Source organism: Streptomyces candidus (assembly GCF_014207445.1).
Taxonomy (GTDB): Bacteria; Actinomycetota; Actinomycetes; order Streptomycetales; family Streptomycetaceae; genus Streptomyces; species Streptomyces candidus.
Genome location: NZ_JACHEM010000001.1, coordinates 510481 through 534537 on the forward strand (window position 1 = coordinate 510481; position 24057 = coordinate 534537).

17 protein-coding genes and 3 tRNA genes are annotated in these 24057 nt (G+C 71.9%); 10 read left to right on the forward strand and 10 right to left on the reverse strand.

The window, feature by feature from the left end; all coding sequences use genetic code 11:
• Positions 1-59 precede the first annotated feature (59 nt).
• Positions 60-857 carry an EI24 domain-containing protein gene (locus HNQ79_RS02260; RefSeq protein ID WP_185026206.1) on the reverse strand — a complete coding sequence of 266 codons (798 nt, stop codon included), beginning with the start codon at positions 855-857 and terminating at the stop codon, positions 60-62.
• 253 nt (positions 858-1110) lie between these two features.
• Here HNQ79_RS02260 and HNQ79_RS02265 point away from each other — a divergent pair, with 253 nt between their 5' ends.
• Together HNQ79_RS02265 and HNQ79_RS02270 are read left to right on the forward strand one after the other, a co-directional pair.
• Positions 1111-3693, forward strand: a complete 2583-nt coding sequence (locus HNQ79_RS02265) for a M14 family zinc carboxypeptidase (RefSeq protein WP_185026207.1) — start codon at positions 1111-1113, stop codon at positions 3691-3693.
• Between the two features lie 52 nt (positions 3694-3745).
• Positions 3746-4966, forward strand: a complete 1221-nt coding sequence (locus tag HNQ79_RS02270) for a serine hydrolase domain-containing protein (protein WP_185026209.1) — start codon at positions 3746-3748, stop codon at positions 4964-4966.
• A 117-nt stretch (positions 4967-5083) separates the two neighbouring features.
• Here the strand turns inward: HNQ79_RS02270 and HNQ79_RS02275 are convergent, their stop codons facing one another.
• Positions 5084-5512, reverse strand: coding sequence for an organic hydroperoxide resistance protein (locus tag HNQ79_RS02275; protein ID WP_185026211.1), 429 nt, complete (start codon positions 5510-5512; stop codon positions 5084-5086).
• Positions 5513-5632: 120 nt separating this feature from the next.
• Complete coding sequence (locus HNQ79_RS02280) at positions 5633-6658, reverse strand: NADP-dependent oxidoreductase (RefSeq protein WP_185026213.1); 1026 nt, start codon at positions 6656-6658, stop codon at positions 5633-5635.
• Between the two features lie 152 nt (positions 6659-6810).
• Between HNQ79_RS02280 and HNQ79_RS02285 the strand changes: the two genes are divergently transcribed.
• The 3 genes from HNQ79_RS02285 to HNQ79_RS02295 all read left to right on the forward strand — a co-directional run bounded on the left by HNQ79_RS02285 (position 6811) and on the right by HNQ79_RS02295 (position 10194).
• Positions 6811-7359 carry a hypothetical protein gene (locus tag HNQ79_RS02285; protein ID WP_229923179.1) on the forward strand — a complete coding sequence of 183 codons (549 nt, stop codon included), beginning with the start codon at positions 6811-6813 and terminating at the stop codon, positions 7357-7359.
• Between the two features lie 83 nt (positions 7360-7442).
• Entirely contained in the window at positions 7443-8480 is a 1038-nt protein-coding gene (locus HNQ79_RS02290; RefSeq protein WP_185026217.1) for a rod shape-determining protein, read from the forward strand.
• Positions 8481-8598: 118 nt separating this feature from the next.
• Entirely contained in the window at positions 8599-10194 is a 1596-nt protein-coding gene (locus HNQ79_RS02295; RefSeq protein WP_185026220.1) for a GAF domain-containing protein, read from the forward strand.
• A 63-nt stretch (positions 10195-10257) separates the two neighbouring features.
• Here HNQ79_RS02295 and HNQ79_RS02300 read toward each other — a convergent pair whose 3' ends face one another.
• The 4 genes from HNQ79_RS02300 to HNQ79_RS02315 all read right to left on the reverse strand — a co-directional run bounded on the left by HNQ79_RS02300 (position 10258) and on the right by HNQ79_RS02315 (position 11813).
• Positions 10258-11178, reverse strand: coding sequence for a YceI family protein (locus HNQ79_RS02300; RefSeq protein ID WP_185026221.1), 921 nt, complete (start codon positions 11176-11178; stop codon positions 10258-10260).
• Positions 11179-11352: 174 nt separating this feature from the next.
• Positions 11353-11426, reverse strand: a tRNA-Ile gene (locus HNQ79_RS02305).
• A 236-nt stretch (positions 11427-11662) separates the two neighbouring features.
• A tRNA-Asn gene (locus HNQ79_RS02310) sits at positions 11663-11735 on the reverse strand.
• Positions 11736-11740: 5 nt separating this feature from the next.
• Positions 11741-11813 (reverse strand) — tRNA-Asn (locus HNQ79_RS02315).
• A 216-nt stretch (positions 11814-12029) separates the two neighbouring features.
• Here HNQ79_RS02315 and HNQ79_RS02320 point away from each other — a divergent pair.
• From HNQ79_RS02320 to HNQ79_RS02335, 4 genes are all read left to right on the forward strand, one after another.
• Positions 12030-12329, forward strand: a complete 300-nt coding sequence (locus HNQ79_RS02320) for a YtxH domain-containing protein (RefSeq protein WP_185026223.1) — start codon at positions 12030-12032, stop codon at positions 12327-12329.
• Positions 12330-12396: 67 nt separating this feature from the next.
• A complete protein-coding gene (locus HNQ79_RS02325; protein WP_185026225.1) occupies positions 12397-13836 on the forward strand; it encodes an FGGY family carbohydrate kinase in 1440 nt (479 codons plus the stop codon).
• Between the two features lie 150 nt (positions 13837-13986).
• Positions 13987-15720 carry an ABC transporter ATP-binding protein gene (locus HNQ79_RS02330; RefSeq protein WP_185026227.1) on the forward strand — a complete coding sequence of 578 codons (1734 nt, stop codon included), beginning with the start codon at positions 13987-13989 and terminating at the stop codon, positions 15718-15720.
• Complete coding sequence (locus HNQ79_RS02335) at positions 15717-17654, forward strand: ABC transporter ATP-binding protein (RefSeq protein ID WP_185026229.1); 1938 nt, start codon at positions 15717-15719, stop codon at positions 17652-17654. Before HNQ79_RS02330 ends, HNQ79_RS02335 begins: the two co-directional genes overlap by 4 nt.
• A 169-nt stretch (positions 17655-17823) precedes the next feature.
• Here HNQ79_RS02335 and HNQ79_RS02340 read toward each other — a convergent pair whose 3' ends face one another.
• The 3 genes from HNQ79_RS02340 to HNQ79_RS02350 form a co-directional block, all read right to left on the reverse strand.
• Positions 17824-19041, reverse strand: a complete 1218-nt coding sequence (locus tag HNQ79_RS02340) for an RNA polymerase sigma factor (RefSeq protein WP_229923142.1) — start codon at positions 19039-19041, stop codon at positions 17824-17826.
• Positions 19042-19289: 248 nt separating this feature from the next.
• Complete coding sequence (dnaG, locus tag HNQ79_RS02345) at positions 19290-21203, reverse strand: DNA primase (RefSeq protein WP_185026231.1); 1914 nt, start codon at positions 21201-21203, stop codon at positions 19290-19292.
• A gap of 76 nt (positions 21204-21279) precedes the next feature.
• Entirely contained in the window at positions 21280-22563 is a 1284-nt protein-coding gene (locus HNQ79_RS02350) for an NAD(P)/FAD-dependent oxidoreductase (RefSeq protein ID WP_185026233.1), read from the reverse strand.
• A gap of 445 nt (positions 22564-23008) precedes the next feature.
• Between HNQ79_RS02350 and HNQ79_RS02355 the strand changes: the two genes are divergently transcribed.
• Entirely contained in the window at positions 23009-24040 is a 1032-nt protein-coding gene (locus HNQ79_RS02355; RefSeq protein ID WP_185026235.1) for a winged helix-turn-helix domain-containing protein, read from the forward strand.
• Positions 24041-24057: the final 17 nt, after the last annotated feature.

Below are 24057 nucleotides of genomic sequence, written 5' to 3' on the forward strand. Positions count from 1 at the left end.
CGTGCGTGCGGGCAGGGATCGGGTCGTGCGTGCGGCCGGGCGTCCGGTCGGTCATCGGATCATGCCGACAGGGGCCGGTCCTTGCCGTCCACGGCGTTCACGTCGTCCACGGACGGCTCGCCGAGGAGGTCGCGGGCCATCAGGGTGGCCCCCGCTACCGCGCCCGGCATCAGGAAGACGGCCACGAACGGCACCAGGTACGCGAGGGTGAGCGGGACGCCGAAGCCGAGGACCATCGCGCGGCGGCCCTTCAGCAGGGCGAGGCGCTCCTTGAATTCGATGCCCCGTCGCTGGAGGGCCACGGCCGTCAGCTCCTCCGCGAGGAAGAACCCCGACACACAGAAACCGAGGACCGGTACGGCCGTCTGCCCGACGACCGGGATGAACCCGCAGGCGAAGAGGATGATCCCGTACAGCAGGACGCGCAGCAGCACCCGGACGCTGTCCCGCGCGGAGATCCACAGCTCACGCATCAGCGGGAGCCCGGACTCGGGGGCGGTCCCGTCCGGCGAGCGGGACCTGTCGACGCGCTCCGACAAGGCGTCGTAGAAGGGCTGTCCGACCAGCAGCGTCACCGCGGTGAAGGTGACGACGGCGAGGAACAGCGCCAGCGCGAACAGCAGGGCGCGCAGCAGCTCGCGGAACAGCCGCAGCCACGTCTCCCCCCACTGGTCCGCGAACGGCGTCGCCCATGCGACGAAGTCGTCCGACCAGGCGACGAGACCGGCCAGGGCGGCCAGGTACAGGACCAGAGTGACCAGCCCGGGAAGCAGTCCGAGGCCGTAACTGCGCCCGTGCTGCGTCATCCACCGCTGGCCCTTGGCCAAGTACTTGAACCCCACCCCGAGATCACTCATGGGCACACCCTAGAGGGCGGCTCCGGCCTCACTTCCCGCGCGGCCGGGCCTCAGGCCCGGGGCGGGCGATGGCTGGGGCCGGTGCGGGGGGGGGGGTGGCTCAGGGGAATGTCCCGCTTGTACGTGCAAGCGGGGACATTCACCGGACCTCCCTGCCCCACGCCCTCTCCCGTACCTCTTGTGAAGCGGCTCATGGGGCGGTAGACCCCTGCGTACCGATCTGCCACGTCCGCACCCGGAGGTACGCACTTCCATGCCGGCACACATACCGAGACCCGTTCTCGTCGCCACCGCCGCCCTCGCGGGGGCCGCGCTGCTCCTTCCCGCGGCCTCCGCCCAGGCCGCCCCCGAACCCGCCGGGCGCGACCGGCCCGCTCCCCATGAACGCGCCGGCGCCTCGGCGGAGTTGAGGGCTCCGGCGGCCAGGAGCGGCGAGGGGCCGGCGGCGCGTGCGCTCGGGGACGCCGGAGTACGGCACGGGAGCCGGACGGACGGCTTCCCCCGGCACACCAGGCTGAAGGAGCCCGCGCCCGACTCCGCGGACAAGTCCATCAAGCTGGGCCTGACGCCGTACCACGCGATAGCCCCGAAGCTGAACCGGCTGCAGAAGCAGAGCGACCGGATCAGCGTCGAGCTGGCGGGGAAGTCGGCCGGGGGGCACGACCTGTACCTGGTGACCGTGACCGCGCCGGAGAGCGCGCACGCGGCGCGGGAGCAGGAGCGCATGCGGGAGCGGATCGAGAACGAACCCGCCTCGGCCGCGAAGGACCGGCGCATCCGGGACGCGTACAAGACGCCCGTCTTCATCAACAGCAACATCCACGGCAACGAGTGGGAGGGGACGGACGCGTCCCTGAAGCTGATCGAGGAGCTGGCGAGGGCGAACGACGCCAGGACCCAGAAGCTGCTGGCCCTGAGCCGGATCCACTTCAACGTGACGGCGAATCCGGACGGGCGCGTAGCCGGGACGCGGGCGAACTCCAACGGCTTCGACATCAACCGGGACTTCATCACGGCGACCCAGCCGGAGACGCGCGCGATACGGCAGATCGCGATCGACAGGCAGCCCGCCGTCATGCTCGACCTGCACGGATACGTCAACGGGACGCTGATCGAGCCCACCACTCCCCCGCACGGCGAGAACTACGAGTACGACCTCTTCCTCAAGAACTCGTACGCGAACGCGCTGGGGATGGAGGCGGCCGTCAACGCGCTCGGGTACACGCCCGCCGAGGACGGTGTCGATCCCGTCGTGATCCCCTTCCGGGACCAGCAGGAGGGCTGGGACGACTGGCCGCCCATCTTCACCCCGCAGTACATGCCGTTCCAGGGCACGGTCGCCGCGCACACCATCGAGGTTCCATTGCAGGTCAACAACGCGGCCTACGAGAGCCTGCCGGTGGCGGAACTGCGGCGGCGGTCCGCGATCAACACGGACATCGCGGGCGCCACCATCAAGGCGGCGCTCACGTACACGGCCGACCGCCGCGGCGCGTTGATCGCCGATCAGATCGAGACGTTCCGGCGGGGAGCCGCGGGAGCGAAGCAGGTGCCGGTGTCCGAGGAGACCGTGCCGGGCGTTCCGGGCGTCGGGCCCGAGGACGTGTACACGACCGAGTTCCCGCGTGCCTACGTCATCCCGGCGGGCAGGGGCCAGCGGTCCGCCGTGGCCGCGGCGCGGCTGGTCGACCATCTGGTGGCCAACGACGTGAAGGTCGAGCGGGCGCTGCACGCCTTCCGGGCGGGCGGCACGTGGTACCCGGCCGGGTCGTACGTCGTCGACATGTCGCAGCCCAAGCGCGGGATGGCGAACGTCGTCCTGGCGGAGGGGCGCGACATCAGCGGCGACGTCTCCGTGATGTACGACATCTCCGGGTGGAGTCTCGGCCTGCTCTGGGGTGCGAGCGTCGACAAGGTGACGGCCGGGCGCGTGGAGGTGCGCGGGCGTACGGTGCACGCCGCGTCGCCGACCGGATACGTCGCACCCCGGGGCGACCTGCGGCTGCGGCTCGACGACCCCAAGGAGGTCGAGGCGCTCAACTCCCTGCTGAAGGACAGCGTGCAGGTGCGGCGGGCCGCCGACGGAACGGCCGTCGTGCCGGGGTCGGCGCGCGCGAAGGCCGTGCGGCTGGCGGACCGGCTGGGGGTCGCGTTCCCCGCGACGCGGGCCGTCGGGGTCGCGGACGTCAAGCGGACGCGGGTCGCGGCCGCGGTGTCGTCCGGCGAGCTGTTCGCGCTGCGGGAGATGGGCTTCGAGGTCGTCCCCGTGTCGACCGCCGTGCTCAACGCGGGATTCGACTGGCGGAGCGTCGACACGCTGTACGTGTCGGCGGACCTCTCGTACGGGAAGCTGAACGCGGCCGCGAAGGCCGCCCTGGACGCGTTCCTCAACGGGCACGGTCTCGTCGGGCTCGGCGCGAGCGGGGCGAGGCTCAACTCCGACGCCGGACTCCTCGCCGCGAAGGCCGTACCGGGCAACGAGGACGCCAACGGGGTGGTGCGGGTGGACAGTTCGCCGTCCAGTGCGGTGGCCTCGGGTGCCCCGGCGCACACCTTCGTGTTCTCGCCGATGTGGTTCAGCGAACTGGGCAAGGGCGTCAGGGCCGACCAGGCGTACGGAAGGAGCGGCGGAAACCCGCTCGTGTCCGGGCACTGGCGGGCCGGCAAGGACGGTGGCGGCGGTCCGCAGGACGCGGCCGGGAAGGCGGCGATCGTCAGCGGTACGTCGGCGCGGGGCGCGCAGGTCGTGCTGATCGGCACGCAGCCGCTGTTCCGGGCGCACCCGAAGGGCGAGTTCGCGCAGGTGGCCAGGGCGCTGTTCGTCACGGCCGGGTAGCACCGCGGGGGACGCGGAATAGGCGGCGGCGACGGTGACTTGTGCTCCGTACATGGTCAGTACCGTTCGCGCACCGGACGGTTCGTACACAGGGGAGCTGATCCGGATCGTGAGCACCAGGACCGAAGTCAAGGGCACCGTCGCCGCCGGTTACGAGGAGGTGCGCGAGGAGTTCGCGGCCGTCCTCGCCCACCCGGACGAGGGGCCGGACCACGCCGCCCAGCTCGTCGCGTACGTGCGCGGCGAGCGGGTGGTGGACCTGTGGGGCGGGCCGCACATCGAGGCGGACTCGCTGACGCCCGTCTACTCCTCCACGAAGGGTGCGGCGCATCTGGTCGTGGCACTGCTGGTGCAGGACGGAGTGCTGGACCTCGACCGGGAAGTGGCGCAGTACTGGCCTGAGTTCGGGGTCCACGGCAAGGACCGGCTGACGTTGCGCGAGCTGCTCGCGCACCGCTCCGGGGTGGTCGGCGCGGACAGCGGGTTCAGTCCGGAGGAGCTGGCCGACGACCGGGCGATCGCGGCGCGGCTGGCCGGCCAGCGGCCGTACTGGCGGGCCGGGACCGCCGTCGGGTACCACGCCTATGTCATCGGCGCGCTGACCGGCGAGGTCGTGCGGCGGGTCACGGGCAGGACGATCCAGGAATGGTACGAGGAGCGGGTGCGGGCGCCGTACGGGCTGGACTTCTGGATGGGGGCACCGGAGGACGTCCTGCCCCGCGTCCTGGACACGCTGCCGATGACGCCGACGCCCGCCCAGCAGGCGGAGATGGACGCCAGTCCGACCGGGGCGCACAGCCTCGGCGGCATCGCGTTCAACCTGAACGCGAAGGTGCCCACCGATCTCGTGGCGACGGCCAACTCGGCCGCGGTGCGCCTCGCCGGGCCGTCGTCGTTCGGCGGTGTCGGGTCGGCGCGCGGTCTCGCCGGGATGTACCAGGCCATCCTCGGCGGCGGTCCCGACGGGACTTCTCCGCTGCTGGACGCGGACGTGCTCGCCGAGTTCGGGCAGGTCCACTCGGACGGCATCGATCTGGTCGGCGGGGCGCGTTCGGTGTTCGGGCTGGGCTTCCAGGCGATGTCGGCGGAGAAGTACCCGGTGCTCGGGCACGGTGCGATCGGGCACAGCGGGGCCGCGGGCTCCGTCGCGTTCGCCGACCCCCGCAACCGGATCGCGTACGGGTACAACCGCCGCCGGTTCGCCTACCCGGGCGGGGCGGCGCCGGAGAACGTCCGGCTGGTGCGCGCGCTGGTGCGGGCGGCTTCGGCGTAGCTCCCGGACGCCGGCGGCCGTCCCGTACGGACAGGACGGGTGCCCGCGGGGACGAACCGAGAGGGGCCGCCCCCGGAGCGAATCCGGGGGCGGCCCCTGCCACGTAGCGCTGGGACGTCAGGCGACGTTCAGCTCGACCTTGATGTTGCCGCGGGTGGCGCTGGAGTACGGGCACACCTGGTGCGCCTTCTCCACCAGGGCCTTCGCCGTGTCCTTGTCCACGTTGGGGATGGACGCGGTGATCTCGACCTCCAGGCCGAAGCCGCCGGACTCGGCGGAGCCGATGCCGACCTTCGCGGTCACCGTGGAGCCGGAGATGTCGGCCTTCTCCTGGCGGGCGACGACGCCGAGGGCGCCCTGGAAGCAGGCGCTGTAACCAGCGGCGAAGAGCTGCTCCGGGTTGGTGCCGGCACCGCTGCCGCCCATCTCCTTCGGAGGGTTGACGACTACGTCGAGCTTGCCGTCGTCGGAGGCGACGCGGCCGTCCCGGCCGTTCTCGGCGGTGGCGACGGCGGTGTACTTGACGTCGATCTTCTGGATGGTCATACGAGTAGAACCTCCTGCTTGGTTCGCCACGGCTCGCGCCCACGCGCCGTGACGGTCTGGGGTGAGCTTACTCGGCCGGGTACGGGCCCGATGGAGGGCCCGTACCCGGAAGCAGGGGGTCTACTTGCCGACGGAGACGATCATCTTGCCGGTGTTGTGGCCGCGCAGCATGCCGAGGAAGGCGTCGACGTTGTTCTCCAGGCCCTCGACGACGGTCTCGTCGTACTTGAGCTCGCCGGAGCGGATCCAGGCGGAGACCTCCTCGACGAACTGCGTCTTGAGGTGGGCGTGGTCGCCGACCAGGATGCCGGTCAGGCGCAGCCGCTTGCCGATGATCGACATCATGTTGCGCGGGCCCGGGACCGGCTCGGTCTCGTTGTAGCCGGAGATCGCGCCGCACAGGGTGGCACGGCCGTGCACGTTGAGGGTGGAGATCGCCGCTTCCAGGTGCTCACCGCCGACGTTGTCGAAGTAGACGTCGATGCCCTCGGGGGCGACCTCGCGCAGCTGCTTGACGACCGGCGCCTCGTCCTTGTAGTTGAAGGCCGCGTCGAAGCCGTACGACTCGGTGAGGAGCTTGATCTTGTCGGCGGAGCCGGCCGAGCCGACGACCCGCTTGGCACCGCGCAGCTTGGCCATCTGACCGACCTGGCTGCCGACCGCGCCGGCCGCACCGGACACGAAGACGGTGTCGCCCTCCTTGAAGGAGGCCACCTCGAAGAGACCGGCGTAGGCGGTGAGGCCCGGCATGCCGAGGACACCGAGGTAGGTGGAGAGCGGGGCGAGGGACGCGTCGACCTTGGTGGCGTAGTCGGCCCGCACGTCGGCGTAGTCGCGCCAGCCGAGGTCGTGCAGGACGTGGTCGCCGACGGCGAAGCGGTCGTCGTTGGTGGCGATGACCTCGCCGACCGCACCGCCGGTCATCGGCTCGTTCAGCGCGAAGGGCGGGACGTACGACTTCACGTCGTTCATGCGGCCGCGCATGTAGGGGTCGACGGACAGGTGCAGGTTGCGGACCAGGATGCGGCCCGCCGCCGGCTCCGACACCGGGAACTCGACGAGGTCGAAGTCCTCGGGCACCGGCCAGCCGTTGGGGCGGCGTACGAGGTTCCAGGCGCGGCCGGTGGTGGGGAGTGTGGTGCTCATGAGGTGCGGCCTCCACGGCGTCGGGGGTAAAACAACTTTACGATCTGAATGAACCTTGCTCCTCAATGTTTGAGATTGTCAAGTAAGTGGGGTGTGTGTTGCCGGACAAACCTTTCGGACCTGCGGATTTCCAGCTCGTCCTGCTGCGGCGGATGGCCGATCACCGGCCGGAGCTGGTCGAGGACGCACGGATCTCCCTCGGAGTGAGCCTGACCGAAATGCGCGAGGCCAATCGCCGCTGGCAGGCCATGGTGCGCTCGCCGCGCGCCCGGGACGCCGTGCGGCGCTACCGGTCGGTCCTCGGTCCGCCCGAGTCGGTCGTCCCGCGCCGGATCGGCGACCTGGAGTGCGAGGCCCTGCTGTGGCGGGTGCCGCTCTGGCCGGACCTGCGGTTCGAGGCGATGTGCGGCCCGGACGGACGGGTGTGGAACGAGTGGCTGGTGCGGGCGCCCGGCGCGGCCGGGCCCGTACTGGCGACGGCGGACGACCTGCGGCCCTGGTCGGCGACCGTGGACGAGGTGGCGCGGGCCTTCGCCGCGCACGGGCCGGTACGGATGCTGGAGGGGTCCGCACCCACCCGCTCGCGGCTCCGGGTGACGCTGCCGGACGGGCAGCGGCGCGTGGCGGAGTTCACCTGGGGACTGCTGCAGGGGGTGGCCGACGAGGACGGCGCCGGCTCCCCTCCAGGCGGCGCGGGCTGACGTTCTGGCGCTGCGTCAGCTTCGGTACCCCGTGCGGCTCATCCCAGCGCGCGCCCGCGGTGCGCGCCACGCACGATGCGACTATGACCGTCAGCCTTGAGCAGTTGCAGCGTTGCCATGTCGCCGTCGACCTGGGGGCCGCGAGAACGCGGGTGTTCGTGAAGGGACTCGGCCTCGTGGTGGACGAGCCGAGCTGTGCCGCCGTCAACACCCGGACGGGGGCGCTCATCGCTGTCGGCGCGTTCGCCGAGCAGATGACCGGCCGCACCCCCGACTACATCCGCGTCGTCCGGCCCGTCTCCGGCGGCACCGTCGTCGACATCGAGATGGCGCAGCGCATGCTCCGCCAGCTGCTCGGCGACAAGCTCCGCCGCCAGCTGCGCCGCAAGCCCCGGCTGCGGGCCGCGGCCTGCACCCCGCACGACGCGGACCCGCTCGCCCAGCGCGCCGCCGTCGAGACGCTGGTGGGCATCGGGGCGCGGCGGGTCGAACTGGTGGACACACTGATCGCCGCGGCGGTCGGCTGCGGGCTGCCCGTCGAGCAGCCCTCCGCCACCATGATCATGGTGTGCGGGGCGGCCACCACCCAGATCGCGGTGCTCTCCCTCGGGGCGATCGTGACGGCGGAGCGCATTCCGGTCGGCGGCAACGCCATCGACCACGCCGTCATCACACATCTGCGGCAGGCGCACGAGCTGATGCTGCCCTCGCAGTCCGTACGCCCCCTCCAGCTCGCCCTCAGCGACGGCGGCATCGCGGCGGGCGGTCCCGCCTCCACCGAGATCCACGGCCGGGACGTGGCGACCGGCCTGGCCCGCTCGGTGCTCGTGGACACCGCGGCGGTACGGCACGCCATCCACACCCCGCTGACCGCCGTCGTCGACGGCATCGGCAAGATCCTGCGCTCCTGCCCGCCCGACCTGGTCGCCGACCTCGGGGACTGCGGGATCATGATGGTCGGCGGCAGTGCGCTGCTGCCGGGACTGGACCAGATGCTGCGCGACGCGACGGGGATGCCGGTGCAGATCGCCGAGCGGCCCGACGTGTGCGCGGTGCTGGGGCTCGGCGCCATGCTGGAGGGCCGGATCAAGCCGCTGAACCTGGATCCGATCACGAACTGAGGGCGGCCGGCGGCCCGCTCGCACCGGGCTGCGCCGTGCCGCCCTGCCCGACACGGCACCCAGGCGCGCCGCGCTCCGTACGGGCACCGCGGTGCCGCCCCCGCACCGAAGGAGCGAGATGCACGACGAGGGACGCACCGCTCCCGGACTGACCCGGCTGCTCGACGCGGTCCTGGGCGTCGGCACGGACCTGGAACTGCGCGGCACTCTCCAGCACATCGTGGACTCGGCGACCGAGGTGACGGGGGCACGGTACGGGGCGCTCGGCGTGCTCGACACCGACCGCACCCGGATCGTCGAGCTCTGCACCGCCGGGCTGGACGACGAGGCCCGGGAGCGCATCGGCAGGCTGCCGGACGGGCACACCGGGCTGCTCGGCGCGCTGGTCCGGGAGCCGCGCCCGCTGCTGGTCGCGGACATCGCCGCCGATGTGCGCTCCACGGGCTTCCCGCCCGGCCACCCGCCGATGAGGTCCTTCGTCGGGGTGCCGGTACGGGTGGACGCGGCCGTCTTCGGCAATCTGTACGTGACGGACAAACAGGACCGCTCGCCCTTCACCACCGACGACCTCGCTCTGCTCCGGGTGCTCGCCGCGCAGGCGGGCATCGCGATCGGCAACGCCCGCCTGTACGAGTCCGCCGTCCAGCGGGAGCGCTGGATCGAGGGCGCCGCCGCCGTCACCACCGCGCTGCTGGACGGCACGACGGGCTCCGACGCCCTGATGACGGTCGCCGACAAAGCGAGGTTCCTGGCCGGGGCGGCGGCCGGGATCGTCCTCCAGCCGACCGCGCGCGGCGGTATGGAGATCGTCGCCGCGGCCACCGGACCGGGCGACGACGCGGCCGACTTCCTCGGGACGCAGATCGCGCCCGGCAGCGCGGTGCTCGAACAACTCCTGGGCGGGGAACCGGTGTTCGTGCAGGACTCCGCGTCCGACCCGCGGATGACGACCCCCGTGCGCTCCCGTTTCGGTCCGAGCATGCTGCTGCCGTTGCAGAGCGGCGGCAAGCTCATCGGCACGCTGGCCCTCCCCCGGCGGCCCGGCGCCGCCCCGTACACCGGAGTGGAACGCCTCCTCGCCTCCCAGTTCGCCTCGCAGGCCGCCCTCGCGATGGTCATGGCGGACAGCCGGGACGCGCGCGAACGCCTCGCCGTCTTCGAGGACCGCGACCGCATCGCCCGCGACCTGCACGACCTCGTCGTGCAGCGCCTCTTCGCGACGGAGATGATGCTGGAGTCGACGCGCCGGCGGACCGTGGCGGCCGACATGGACGAACTGCTGGGACGGGCCGTCGACGAACTCGACTCCACCATCCAGGAGGTCCGCACCGCCATCTTCGCGCTCCAGCAGCCGCCCGCCGACGCACCCACCACCGTGCGGGGAAAGGTGCTTAGGGAGACGGCGGGCGCCGCGGCGCTGCTCGGCTTCGCGCCCTCCGTCCACTTCGAGGGCGCGGTGGACTCGCTGGTCGTGCCGCCGGTGGACAAACAGCTCGTCGCCGCCCTGCGCGGAGCCCTGGCGGCCGCGCACCGCCGGCCCTCCGTCACGTCGGTGGAGGTACGGATCGACGCGACGGCGACGCTGCCGGACGGACGGCAGGGTGTACGGATGACGGTGACGGGCGACGGGGAACGGGACAGCGGGGGCGACGAGACGGCCACCGACGGCGACGGGACCCGGACGACGACCGTGACGTGGCAGTCACCCTTCTGACCGCCGTTGCGGCCCGCCCCGCGCGTCCGCGCGCGGGGCGGGCGCCCCGCCGGCCTGCCGGCCCTACTCCGGCGGGGTCGGGGTGCCCGGTCCCTGGAACATCGTCTGGACGTCCAGCTCCAGCCTGACCGTCGGCCCGACGATCGCGATGCCGCGCGCGAGCATGTTCCGCCAGTTCAGCGTGTAGTCCTCGCGGTGCAGTTCGGCCGTGGCGCGCGCCGCGCACCTCAGTTCCTCGCCGTAACCGCCGTTGACCGCACCCAGGTAGGAGGTGTCGAGCGCCACCGAACGGCTCACTCCGTGCAGCGTCAGCGCGCCGTGCACGGTCCAGGCGTTGCCGCCCTTGCAGACGAACCGGTCGCTCACGAAGTCGATGTACGGGTAGTTCTCGACGTCCAGGAAGTCCGCCGACCGCAAGTGCCCGTCCCGGGTCTTGTTGCCGGTCGTCAGGCTCGCGGCCTCGATGCGTACCCGCACCTCCGACGCCTCGGGGTCGGCGGCGACCCGTACCCCGCCCTCGAACTTCTGGAACCGGCCGTGCACGTTGGCCATCCCCACGTGCTTGGCGATGAAACGGATCGCGGTGTGCGGCGGGTCGATGGTCCACATGCCCGGCGTCGGCGGCTCCAGCTGCTGCGCCACCTCCATCTCGACGCGCCCCATGGACAGCGTCTCGCCCGGCTCGATGTAGAAGGACCAACTGGCGGGCTTCATCGCCTCGGCGGTCATCAGCAGCCCGTACTCCCCGGCCGGCAGGGCCGCAGCGAAGAGCCCGAACAGGTCCGTGGTGCCCTTCGCGGCCACCCTTCCGTCGGACTTCGCCGTGATGGTGATCTCGGCCCCGCCGAGCTTCTGCCCGACCGGGTCCACCACCTCGCAGCCCACCGTCCCGGCGCCGCGCGGCACCGGCAGCACCAGCCCACCGCCCCCGCCTGCGGCCGAACCGGCCTTCGCGCGGGCGCGCCGGAGGAGGTCGAGGACCATGGGATACAACCTTTCGACGGAGACGGCCGGACCCGCGGAAGGTCGAACGGCCTCTCGGATGCGCGGACGAGTCGCAGCATTCCACGGCGCGGAACGGTCACGCGTGCCGGGGTGCGGGGCCTCGCGCCCGGCCTGGATTCGGCGGGTGCGGGGCGACAGGGGCGTGCTCCGAAGTGGGGCGGGTGGGACTCGAACCCACGGCCGACGGATTATGAGTCCGCTGCTCTAACCGGCTGAGCTACCGCCCCCACTCGGCGTGGCGCGTACAAATGTGCGCGCCGTCTGCCGCAGCATAGCCGGTCATACGATCTCCTGCCTCGGATGGTCGGCAACGCGTGACCATGAGGACTTCCCTGCTGCCCGGACGGTTCCCCCACGTGCCGCATGCCACACGGACGAGGCGGAAACAGGTGCGGTGAGCCCCCGGGCGCCCGGCGGGCGCACAGAAAAGGAGGGCCCCCGAAGAGGCCCTCCTTCCCACCTGCTCCCCCGACTGGACTCGAACCAGTAACCCTCCGGTTAACAGCCGAATGCTCTGCCAATTGAGCTACAGGGGACCGCGCTCCCCCGACTGGACTCGAACCAGTAACCTGCCGGTTAACAGCCGGCTGCTCTGCCAATTGAGCTACAGGGGATTGCTGCGGTGCCTCGAATGCACCCCCACCCGGTCTCCCCGGGGGCGTGCGCTCGCTGCGAGACATACATTAGCGCAAGCAGGGGGGTGCTCCGCCAATCGGTATGCCCGGGATGATCTGCGGGCAGGACGGGTAGGCGGCCAGCACAGCACCGCGGTGCAGAGCAGGACCCAGCACGCACCGACCGACACCGTTGCAGGAAGAAGGGTGGCAGCCATGCGCTACCGGCTTACGTTCGTCGCCGGACTGGCCCTTGGATACGTGTTCGGCACCCGGGCCGGGCGCGAGCGCTACGAGCAGATCAGGAAGTCCGCACAGCGGTTCGCCCAGAACCCGGCCGTGCGCAACAGCGCGGAATCGGCCGCACAGACCGGCCGCGAGTTCGCGGGCAAGGCGCTGCACACCGTCTCCGACAAGATGGGCGACCGCGTACCGGAGTCCGTCGCCCAGCGGGTGCGGGCCCTGCGGGAACGCGCGCAGAGCGGCGAGGACGACTGGGGGACGACCAACACCTGATCGTCGCGCCCCCAGGGGTGCACTGCTGCCGCATTCCGTTCCGGCGGGGTGCGGCAGAATCTTGTCCATGGGCATAGTCGCGGGGTTGGACAGTTCGGCCGGTTTCACACATGTCGTCGTCTGTGACACGGACACAGGTGCGGTACTGCGCGAGGGGTACGCGCCGCATCCCGTCGAGGACAGGGCGACCGAGACGGATCCGCAGGCCTGGCTGCTGTCGCTGGGCGAGGCCGCGGCGGACGGCCTGCTGGACGACGTGCAGGCCATCGGGGTCTCCGCGCAGCAGCACGGGCTGGTGCCGCTGGACGCGAGCGGGACGCCGGTGCGCCCGGCATTGCTCGGCAACGACAAGCGGGCGCAGGTGGCGGCGGCCGGCCTGGTGGAGGCGCTCGGCGGCAAGCAGGCGTGGGCGCAGGCCGTCGGCACCGTGCCGTCCTCGCCGCAGCCGCTGGCCAAGCTGGCGTGGATGGCGCGGCACGAACCGCACCACGCGGCGAAGATCGCGGCCGTCGTGCAGCCGCACGACTGGCTGGTGTGGCAGTTGCTGGGCCGGCCGGGGCGCTGGACCACCGACCGGGGCGCCGCCTCGGGCACCGGCTACTGGTCGGCGGCGACGGAGACGTACCGGCCGGACCTGGTGGAGATGGCGCTGGGCCACCAGGTCGCGCTGCCGGACGTGCTCGGCCCCTCGGACTCGGCGGGCACGACGCCGGAGGGGCTGCTGATCTCGGCGGGCACCGGAGAGACCATGGCCGCGGCGTTCGGGCTGGGGGTCGGGGCCGGCGACGCGGTGGTGTCGCTGGGGGCTTCCGGGTCCGTGATGGCGGTGCACCACGAGGCGCTGGCCGATGCCAGCGGGATGATCACGTCGTTCGCCGACGCGACGGGGATGCACCTGCCGGTGGTGCACACCTCGAACGCGGTGCGAGCCCTGCGCGGTACGGCCGAACTCCTGGGTGTACAGGGCGGGTTGGAAGAGCTGTCGGAGCTGGCGATGAAGTCGACGCCGGGGGCCTCGGGGCTGGTGCTGCTGCCGTACCTGGAGGGCGAGCGGACGCCCTGGCTGCCGCACACGGCGGGTTCGCTGTTCGGGCTGCGGCGCGAGTCGATGAAGCCGGAGCACCTGGCGCGGGCGTCCTTCGAGGGGATGCTGTGCTCGCTGGCGGACGCCATGGACGTACTGCGCGCGCGCGGAGTGCAGGTGCGGCGGGTGTTCCTGCTGGGGGCGGCGGCGGAGCTGCCCGCCGTGCAGGCGATGGCGCCGATGGTCTTCGGGACGCAGGTCGTGGTGCCCCAGCCGGCGCAGTACGCGGCGATCGGGGCGGCCCGCCAGGCGGCGTGGGCGCTGGGGGTGGCGCAGGGCACGCTGTCGGCGCAGGCACCGCCGGCCTGGCAGGGGGCGGTGGCCCAGGTGCTGGAGCCGGGTGAGGAGCTGGCGGCGGGCGGGGCGGTCCGGCAGCAGTACGCGGCGGCGCGGGAGTCGGTCCATCCGGGGGCGTTCGGGTAGGGGCGGGCGGGGCTACCGGGAGGACGAGCGGCGCCGCCGCCCAGAAGGGCTGCGGCGCGGGTTTGGGGGAATTCCCGGGTGGGGGTGGGGGTGGTTGGCGGAGGATGGGGGCCTCACCCCCGTCCCCCGCCCTCCGACGAAAGACCGCGCGTGCTTCTCGAACTGCTGCGGGCACACCTGGGCCCGTACAAGAAACCGATAGCCCTGCTGCTGGTGCTGCAACTGCTGCAGACCAGCGCCGCCCTCTACCTGCCCACCCTCAACGCCGACATCATCGACAACGGTGTGGTCAAGGGGGACACGGGCTACATCCTGGAATTCGGCGCGTTCATGATCGCGGTGAGCGTCGTCCAGGTCGTCTGCAACATCGGAGCCGTGTTCTACGGGGCGAGGACCGCCGCCGCGCTCGGACGTGACGTCCGGGCCGCCGTCTTCGCCCGGGTGCAGAGCTTCTCGGCGCGGGAGGTCGGGCAGTTCGGGGCACCGTCGCTGATCACCCGTACGACCAATGACGTCCAGCAGGTGCAGATGCTGCTGCTGATGTGCTTCACGCTGGTGGTGTCCGCGCCGATCATGTGCGTCGGCGGCGTGGTCATGGCGCTCGGCCAGGACGTGCGGCTGTCCGGGGTGCTGCTGGCGGTGGTGCCGGTGCTGGGCGTCAGCGTCTCGCTGATCGTACGGCGGATGCGCCCGCTGTTCCGGACCATGCAGGTACGCCTCGACACGGTGAACCGGGTGCTGCGCGAGCAGATCACCGGCAACCGGGTCATCCGGGCGTTCGTGAAGGACGCGTACGAGAGGGAACGGTTCCGTGGAGCCAACGCGGACCTGACGGACGTGTCCCTGGCGACCGGCCGTCTGATGGCGTTGATGTTCCCGATCGTGATGACCGTGGTGAACGTGTCGAGTGTCGCGGTGGTGTGGTTCGGTGCGCACCGGATCGACAGCGGGGGGATGGAGATCGGCGCGCTGACCGCGTTCCTCGCGTACCTGATGCAGATCGTGATGTCCGTGATGATGGCCACCTTCATGTTCATGATGGTGCCGCGCGCGGAGGTGTGTGCCGAGCGGATCGAGGAGGTGCTCGGGACGGAGTCGAGCGTGGTGCCGCCGGCCGCACCCGTGACCGAACTGCGGCAGCACGGCCAACTGGAACTGCGGGACGTGGAGTTCAGCTATCCGGGGGCCGAGGAGGCGGTACTGAGGGGCATCCGGATCGAGGCGCGGCCGGGCGAGACGACCGCGATCATCGGGTCCACGGGCAGCGGCAAGTCGACGCTGCTGGGGCTCGTTCCCCGGCTGGTGGACGCGACCGGCGGACAGGTGCTGGTCGACGGGGTGGACGTACGAACGCTGGATCCGGTGCTGCTCGCCAGGACGGTGTCGCTGGTTCCGCAGAAGCCGTACCTGTTCTCCGGGACGGTCGCGAGCAACCTGCGGTACGGCAAACCGGATGCGACCGACGAGGAGCTGTGGCGGGCGCTGGAGACGGCGCAGGCCAAGGACTTCGTGGAGCGGCTGGAAGGCGGCCTCGACGCGCCCGTTTCGCAGGGCGGCACCAATGTCTCCGGCGGGCAGCGGCAGCGGCTGTCGATCGCGAGGACGCTGGTGCAGCGCCCGGAGATCTACCTCTTCGACGACTCGTTCTCCGCACTCGACTACGCGACGGACGCGGCACTGCGGGCGGCACTCGCCCGGGAGACGGCGGAGGCGACCGTGCTGATCGTCGCCCAGCGGGTCTCCACGATCCGCGACGCCGACCGGATCGTGGTCCTCGACGAGGGCCGGGTGGTCGGCACCGGACGCCATCACGAGCTGATGCAGACCAACGGGACCTACCGGGAGATCGTGCTCTCCCAGCTGACGGAGGCCGAGGCGGCATGAGCGGGCCAGGTGGACGCATGGCAGGACCGCCGGTGGAGAAGTCCACGGACTTCAAGGGGTCGGCGAAACGACTGGTGCGCCAACTCGCTCCGGAGAAGGCCACGTTGTGGGTGCTGTTCGTGGCGATCGTCGGCAGCGTGGGGCTGTCGGTGACGGGCCCGAAGATTCTCGGCGCGGCGACCGACCTGCTCTTCGGCGGGATGGTCGGCCGGCAGATGGAGCCCGGCGCGACCAAGGCACAGGTCATCGAGAGGCTGCGCGCGGACGGTGACGGCGGGCTCGCGGACATGCTGACCGGGGTCGACTTCACACCCGGCAGCGGCATCGACTTCACCGCGATCGGCAACGTACTGCTGCTGGTGCTCGGTGTGTACGTCGGGGCCGGGCTGCTGATGCTGGTCTCCACGCGGCTGGTGAACCGGGTCGTCAACCGGACCGTGTACCGGATGCGCCGCGACGTGCAGGCGAAGCTGTCACGGCTGCCGCTGGCGTACTTCGACCGGGCCAAGCGCGGCGAAGTGCTCTCCCGTACCACCAACGACATCGACAACATCGGCCAGACCCTCAGCCAGACCATGGGCCAGCTCATCAACTCGGTGCTGACGGTCGTGGGCGTCCTGGTCGTCATGTTCTGGATCTCGCCGCTGCTGGCGATGGTCGCGCTGCTCACCGTGCCGCTTTCGGTGGTCGTGGCGACGAAGGTCGGCAAGCGGTCGCAGCCGCAGTTCGTGGCGCAGTGGAAGTCCACGGGCGCGCTCAACGCGCACATCGAGGAGATGTACACCGGGCACGCGCTGGTGAAGGTCTTCGGACGGCAGGACGAGTCGGCCGAGGCGTTCCGGGAGCAGAACGACAAACTCTACGAGGCGGGATTCCGCGCCCAGTTCAACAGCGGGATCATGCAGCCGCTGATGATGTTCGTGTCGAACCTCAACTACGTGCTGGTGGCCGTGGTGGGCGGTCTGCGGGTCGCCTCGGGCGCACTGTCCATCGGTGACGTGCAGGCCTTCATCCAGTACTCGCGGCAGTTCTCGATGCCGCTGACGCAGATCGCCTCGATGGCCAACCTGGTGCAGTCGGCGGTGGCTTCGGCCGAGCGGGTCTTCGAACTGCTGGACGCCCCGGAGCAGCAGCCGGACGCGGTCGGCGCGCCGGGGCTGCCGGTGACGGGGCCGGACGAGCTGCGCGGGGCGGTGGAGCTGGAGAACGTGTCCTTCCGCTACGACGCGGACAAACCGCTGATCGAGGACCTGTCGCTGCGGGTCGCCCCCGGGCAGACCGTGGCGATCGTCGGACCGACCGGAGCGGGCAAGACGACCCTGGTCAACCTGCTCATGCGGTTCTACGAGGTGACCGGCGGACGCATCACCGTGGACGGCGCCGACATCGCGAAGATGTCGCGGGAGGAGCTCAGGTCCGGGGTCGGGATGGTGCTCCAGGACACGTGGCTGTTCGGCGGGACGATCGCGGACAACATCGCGTACGGGGCGAGCGGGCCGGTCTCCCGGGAACAGGTCGAGGAGGCCGCACGGGCGGCCCATGCGGACCGTTTCGTACGGACGCTGCCGGACGGGTACGACACGGTGATCGACGAGGAGGGGGCGGGGGTCAGCGCGGGCGAGAAGCAGCTGATCACGATCGCCCGTGCGTTCCTGTCGGACCCGGTGATCCTGGTGCTGGACGAGGCGACGAGTTCGGTGGACACCAGGACCGAGGTGCTCATCCAGAAGGCGATGGCGCGGCTGGCGCACGGCCGGACGAGCTTCGTGATCGCGCACCGGCTCTCGACGATCCGGGACGCGGATGTGATCTTGGTGATGGAGAACGGGGCGATCGTGGAACAGGGCACGCACGAGGAGCTGCTGGGGGCGGCGGGGGCTTATGCGGGGCTGTACGCGGCGCAGTTCGCGGAGGCGGTGGTGGAGGTGGAGTAGGGGGCGTGCGGGGGGCGGGCATATATGCGCTGGCGGGGCGTGGGGTGGGCACCGTCCGGTGGGGGCCGCCCCCTTGCCCGCCCGTCCCGCCCCCGGGGGCGGCCCCGCCGCCCAGGGAGGCTACGAGGGCTCGCCCAAGGAGGCTACGAGGGGGTGGGTGGGCTGGAGATCAGTCCAGGTAGCCGCGGAGTTGGTCGGCGAAAGCGTGGTCGCGGAGCTTGTTGAGCGTCTTGGACTCGATCTGGCGGATGCGTTCGCGCGTCACGCCGAAGATGCGGCCTATCTCTTCGAGCGTGCGCGGGCGCCCGTCCGCCAGTCCGTAGCGGAGCTGGACCACCTTGCGTTCGCGTTCGCCGAGCGTGGAGAGGACCACTAGCAGGTGCTCGCGCAGCAGCAGGAAGGCCGCGGATTCGACGGGGGACGCCGCGTCGCCGTCCTCGATGAGGTCGCCGAGCGCCACGTCGTCCTCCTCGCCGACGGGAGCGTGCAGCGAGACCGGTTCCTGCGCGAGCCGCAGAACCTCCCCCACTCGTTCCGGGGTGAGGCCGAGCTGCGCGGCGACCTCGTCCGCGCTCGGCTCGTGCCCCCGCTCCTGGAGCAGGCGGCGCTGGACCCGGACGACCCGGTTGATGAGTTCCACGACGTGGACCGGGACCCGGATCGTGCGGGCCTGGTCGGCGAGGGCGCGGGACATGGCCTGGCGGATCCACCAGGTGGCGTACGTCGAGAACTTGAAGCCGCGCGCGTAGTCGAACTTCTCGACGGCCCGGATCAGGCCCAGGTTGCCCTCCTGGACGAGGTCGAGCATGGTCAGGCCGCGACCGATGTACCGTTTCGCCACGGAGACGACGAGGCGCAGGTTGGCCTCGATCAGACGGCGCTTGGCCATCCGCCCCCGTACGACCAACGTGTCCAGATCCAGGGCCAGTTGGGAGTCCAAGTCGTGGGCGCTCGCCAGTTTCTCCTCCGCGAAGAGGCCGGCTTCCACGCTGCGGGCGAGTTCGACCTCCTCGGCGGCGGTGAGGAGCGGGATGCGGCCTATCTCGCGCAGGTACTGGCGGAAGAGGTCGGAGGACGGGCCGGCGGAGTCCGCGGCCCTGGCCGGGCGTTCGGGCTGGTCGGGGCGCTCGGTCCGGTCCGCGGGCTCCGGCGCCTGTTCCGGGCCATAGCGTTCCCCGTCCCGTTCGGCCGGCGTGTCCTCGGTGGCGCCGGCCGGTTCGGGGACCACCGTGGTATCGGGGTGGTGCTCGGCGCGGCTCTGTACGGGTACGGCCGCGACCAGATCGGCCAGGGTCTGGGTCTGCACGGGGGCGACCTCCAGGGTGAACGCTGCCGGGCGGGGCCGGACGGGCCACAGGCACCGCAACCAGTGTGGGGTGCGGCACACGGCCGCCGCGAGGGGCGTGCGGGGACTTTCTGAGTCCGGTCCGTAACCGGACGGTTACCCGGAAGAACCCCCGGCATATGCGGCGAACGGGGCGCGGGGGCGGACCGCCCCGGCGGCCCCGCCGGGCTCGGCGACCCCGCGAGAGCGAACGGGGCCCGGCCCGTCCCGGAGCCCGCCCCGGGCCCGCGTCCTGGGCGACCCGCGCCTGTACCGCCCCGTCGTGCCCCGACCGGCCCGGCCCCGCAGGGCTAGAGCGCCGCCACTCCGTGGTTGCGCAGGGACTGGGCGTACTGCTGGAGTACCCACAGTTCGCTCTGGACGGCGGCGAGGTGCTGCGGGTCGCCGTGGCTGCCGACCCGGGCGAGGGAGCCCTGGACTTCGAGGATGCGGCGGTCGACGGCGCGCAGCCGGACCTGGACGAGCTGGACGCCCGCGTAGATCTCGTCGACCGACTTGGCGTGGATCGCTTCGACGGCGAGTTCCGTCACCATGGCTCTGACCTGGTCGTTGAGTGCGGTCTCGCGGACCCGGGCGAGATAGTCGGCGGGGTTGTGGGCGCCCAGTTCGGCGCCGCCCGCCTCCTCGATGGTCTGCCGTACGGCCGCGTACGGGGGCGCGGTGAACTCGTCGGCGCCGTACGCGTCGAAGGCGGGCGAGACCAGGTCGGGGCGCTGGAGGGCGAGCTTGAGCAGTTCGCGCTCGGTGCGGTGGACGGGGCTGCGCAGGTTGAGCGCGGGGCCCGCCGGGACGGGAGCGGCCGGGCCGGCGTCGTAGCCCTGCTGCCGGGACTGCGGCGCGGAGGGCGCGGGGCCGCGTCCGCCGCGGTCCTTCGCCCAGCGCGCGAGCTGACCGATCCGCTTGACGACGAACTGGGTGTCGAGGATGCCGAGCATGCCCGCGAGCTGGACGGCGACCTCGTGCTGGGAGGCGCTGTTCTTGATCCGGGCGACGACCGGGCCGGCCTCGTCGAGGGCGGCGGCCCGGCCGCCCGGGGTCTCCAGGTCGTACCGGGAGATGATCTGCCGCAGCGCGAATTCGAAGAGCGGGGTGCGGGGCTGGGTCAGGTCGACGACCGCCTCGTCGCCCTTGATGAGGCGCAGGTCGCACGGGTCCATGTTGTCGGGGGCGATGGCGATGTACGTCTCGGCGGCGAACTTCTGGTCGTCCTCGAAGGCGCGCAGGGCGGCCTTCTGGCCCGCCGCGTCACCGTCGAAGGTGAAGATCACGCGGGCCGAGCCGTTGTCCATCAGCAGGCGGCGGAGGATCTTGATGTGGTCGCCGCCGAAGGCGGTGCCGCAGGTCGCGACGGCGGTGGTGACACCGGCCAGGTGGCAGGCCATGACGTCGGTGTAGCCCTCGACGACGACGGCGCGGCTGGTCTTGGCGATCTCCTTCTTGGCCAGGTCGATGCCGTACAGGACCTGCGACTTCTTGTAGATCGGGGTCTCGGGGGTGTTGAGGTACTTGGGCCCGTTGTCGGTGCCGTCCTCGCGGAGCTTGCGCGCGCCGAAGCCGACGACCTCGCCGCCGATGTCGCGGATCGGCCACATCAGGCGGCCCCGGAAGCGGTCGATGGGGCCGCGCCGGCCGTCCTGGGAGAGGCCGGAGGTGATGAGTTCCTTGTCGCTGAAGCCCTTGCCGCGCAGGTGGCGGGTGAGGTGGTCCCAGCCCGCCGGGCTGTAGCCGACGCCGAAGTGGGCGGCCGCGGCCTGGTCGAAGCCGCGTTCGGCGAGGAAGGTGCGGCCGATCTCCGCCTCGGGGCTCTCCAGCTGCTGCACGTAGAACTCGGCGGCCGCCTTGTGCGCCTCCACCAGGCGGGTGCGCTCGCCGCGCTGCGTGGAGGGGTTGTAGCCGCCCTCCTCGTACCGCAGGGTGATGCCCGCCTGCGCGGCGAGGCGCTCGACCGTCTCCGCGAAGGTGAGGTGGTCGATCTTCATCACGAAGGCGATCGTGTCGCCGCCCTCCTGGCAGCCGAAGCAGTGGAAGAGACCCTTGCTCGGGCTGACCTGGAAGGACGGCGACTTCTCGTCGTGGAAGGGGCAGAGGCCCTTGAGGTTGCCGCCGCCCGCGTTGCGGAGCTGAAGGTATTCGGACACGACGGCGTCGATCGGGAGCGCCTCCCGGACCGCCTTCACGTCGTCGTCGTTGATCCTGCCTGCCACGCGTGAAGTGTACGGGGAGGGTCGGACACTCCCTCCCTCAGCTCCGTCCGCGGCCCCCGCCCGCCACCCCCGTCCGTCAGCCGGGGACGGTCAGCGTCTCCAGGGGGACGGAGGGGTCGGCGAGGTCGTGCTGGTCCACCGGGTTTCCGCTCCGGACGAGCTGCTTGACGTGGTCGGTGACGTCCCACACGTTGACGTTCATCCCGGCGAGCACCCGGTCGTCCTTCAGCCAGAACGCGATGAACTGCCGCTTTCCCGCGTCGCCGCGCACCACCACCTGGTCGTACGTCCCCGGCGGCGCCCACCCCACGTACTCCAGCCCCAGGTCGTACTGGTCGGAGAAGAAGTACGGGATCCGGTCGTACGGCGCTCCGCGGCCGAGCATGGACTTCGCGGCGGCAGGCCCGCCGTTCAGCGCGTTCGCCCAGTGCTCGACGCGCAGCCGGTGGCCGTCCAGCGGGGAGCCCGGCAGGTGCAGGGGTACTGCGGCGACGTCGCCGGCGGCGTAGATGTCGGGGTCGGAGGTGCGGAGCCGGCCGTCGACGGCGATGCCGCCGCCGTGTTCCCGGTCGACCAGGGCGAGACCGGCGGCCTCGGCGAGCGCGGTGCGCGGGGCGGCGCCGATGGCGGCGAGGACGTCGTGGGCGGGATGCTCCTCCCCGTCGTCGGTACGGACCGCCAGGACCAGGCCGTCCTGGCCGACGATCTCGGTGAGGCGGGCCCCGAAGTGGAAGCGGACGCCGTGCTCGGCGTGCAGGTCGGTGAAGAGCTGGCCCAGCTCCGGGCCGAGCACGGAGTGCAGCGGGGTGGGCTCGGCCTCCACGACGGTGACCTCCGCCCCGTAGCCGCGCGCCGCGGCGGCGATCTCCAGGCCGATCCAGCCGGCCCCGGCGATCACCAGGTGGCCGTTGTCGCGGCCGAGGGTGGCGAGGACGCCGCGCAGCCGCTCGGCGTGCGAGAGACGGCGCAGATGGTGGACGCCGGCGAGGCCGGTGCCGGGGATGTCGAGCCGGCGCGGTTCGGAGCCGGTGGTGAGGAGGAGCTTGTCGTAGCCGATGCGGGTGTTGTCGCCGAGCGTGACGGTTTTCGCGTCCCGGTCGAGGCGCACGACGGGCTGGCCGAGGTGCAGTTCGACGTCGTGGGCGGCGTACCAGCCGGGCTCCTGGACGAGGACGCTGTCGCGGGCGTCGTCGCCGGTGACGAATTTCTTCGACAGCGGCGGACGTTCGTAGGGGTGGTCGCGTTCGTCGCCGATGAGGATCACCCGGCCGGTGAACCCTTCGTGACGGAGGGTTTCGGCCGCTTTCGCCCCGGCCAGTCCTCCGCCGACGATGAGATACGTCTGATCTGCGTCGACCACTTGATTGCCTCCACCGCTGTGCCCTGTGTGCCTCGAACCGTACGCGGCCCGCTGTCGCGCGGGCCGCACGCCGCTTCGGTGCGCTGTCGCCGGACGGGGATCCGCGCGTGTTCGCGCGCACGCCGCCCTCAGCGAGCGTCCCGCACGGAGCGTGAAGGGGGAAGAGGGGGGAGAGGTGAAGGGTGCGGGGGCGGTGCCCGGGAAGCGGGTGCACGAAGTGTTCGCCGGCCGCCGCGGGCTGCCCTTCGGGGCCGGGGGCGGCAGCCGCGGACGTCTCCCCCGCGGACCCTCCGCGGCCACCGCACCCCCAGGGTCGGCGCGATGTGGACGGCCGGCGGGACTTTCGTGCACAAAGCAAAGGGAGCGCCCCATTCCGGCGGAGGGTCACTACGCTCGTGGACGCTCCCGTGCACGTGCTGCGGAAGACGAAGGGCCAGGTGCACCCGTGCTGCGCATCCACTTCACCGCGGAGGACCTGACCCGGCTGCGGGTCGCCGCCCGGCCGGACCCGCTCTGGGACCTCGTGCACGCCCTGCACCTCCTGCAGAACAGGCAGGCCGCACTCGTCTTCGATCCCTGGCGCCGGGAGGTGCGGGAGGCCCTCGCACGCGAGGGGCTGACGGCCACGACGGCCGCGCTGGCCCGGCTGTGTCCGTGGGCGGCGTACTTCCCGGACTTCCTGACGCCGGGGCAGGGGATCGCCGACCTGGAGACCGGCATCGACCAGGTGCTGTCGACGCCGCGCCACCGGCTGAGCGACGAGCTGGGGCGGGTCTTCGCGGGCGGGGACGGCCCCGGCGAGCCGGTGCCGGAGGTGGCACGGAGGCTCGCGGAGGGGGACGTGGAGACGCTCGTACGGCTCGGGGAGGCGCTGCGGCGGTTCTACGCGGTCGCGGTCGCCCCGTACCTGGGAGATGTACGGGCGGCCGTGGCGGCGGACCGGCCGGTACGGGCGGAGGCGGCGCTGGAGGACGGCGCGGACGGCCTGCTGGCCAGTTACCAGCCGGAACTGACCTGGCGGGAGGGCGGCCGGGTACTGGAGGCCGAGTATCCCGTGACCAGAGAACTCGCTCTCGAAGGCAGGGCGTTGACGATGATCCCGTCGTTCTTCTGCGTGCGGCAGCCGGTGGCGCTGGCGGACCCCGCGCTCCCGCCGGTGCTGGTGCATCCGCTGACGCCGGAACCGGGCTGGCTGCTGCGGTCGCGGGCCGCGAGGGACGGGTCCGCTCCGGCGGGCGGGCTGCCGGTGGCCCAGCTGATCGGGCACACCAGGGCGGCGGTACTGGACGCGCTGGACCGGCCGATGACGACCACTCAGCTCGCGTCGGCGCTGCGGCTCGCCCTGTCGACGGCCAGCAGGCACGCGACGGTGTTGCGGGAGGCGGGGCTGGTGACGTCGGAGCGGCGGGGGTCCGCCGTGGTGCACCGGAGGACGCCGTTGGGCCAGGCGTTGCTGGCGGGCGGCGCGGGAAGGTAGGCCGTTCCAGGGGGCCG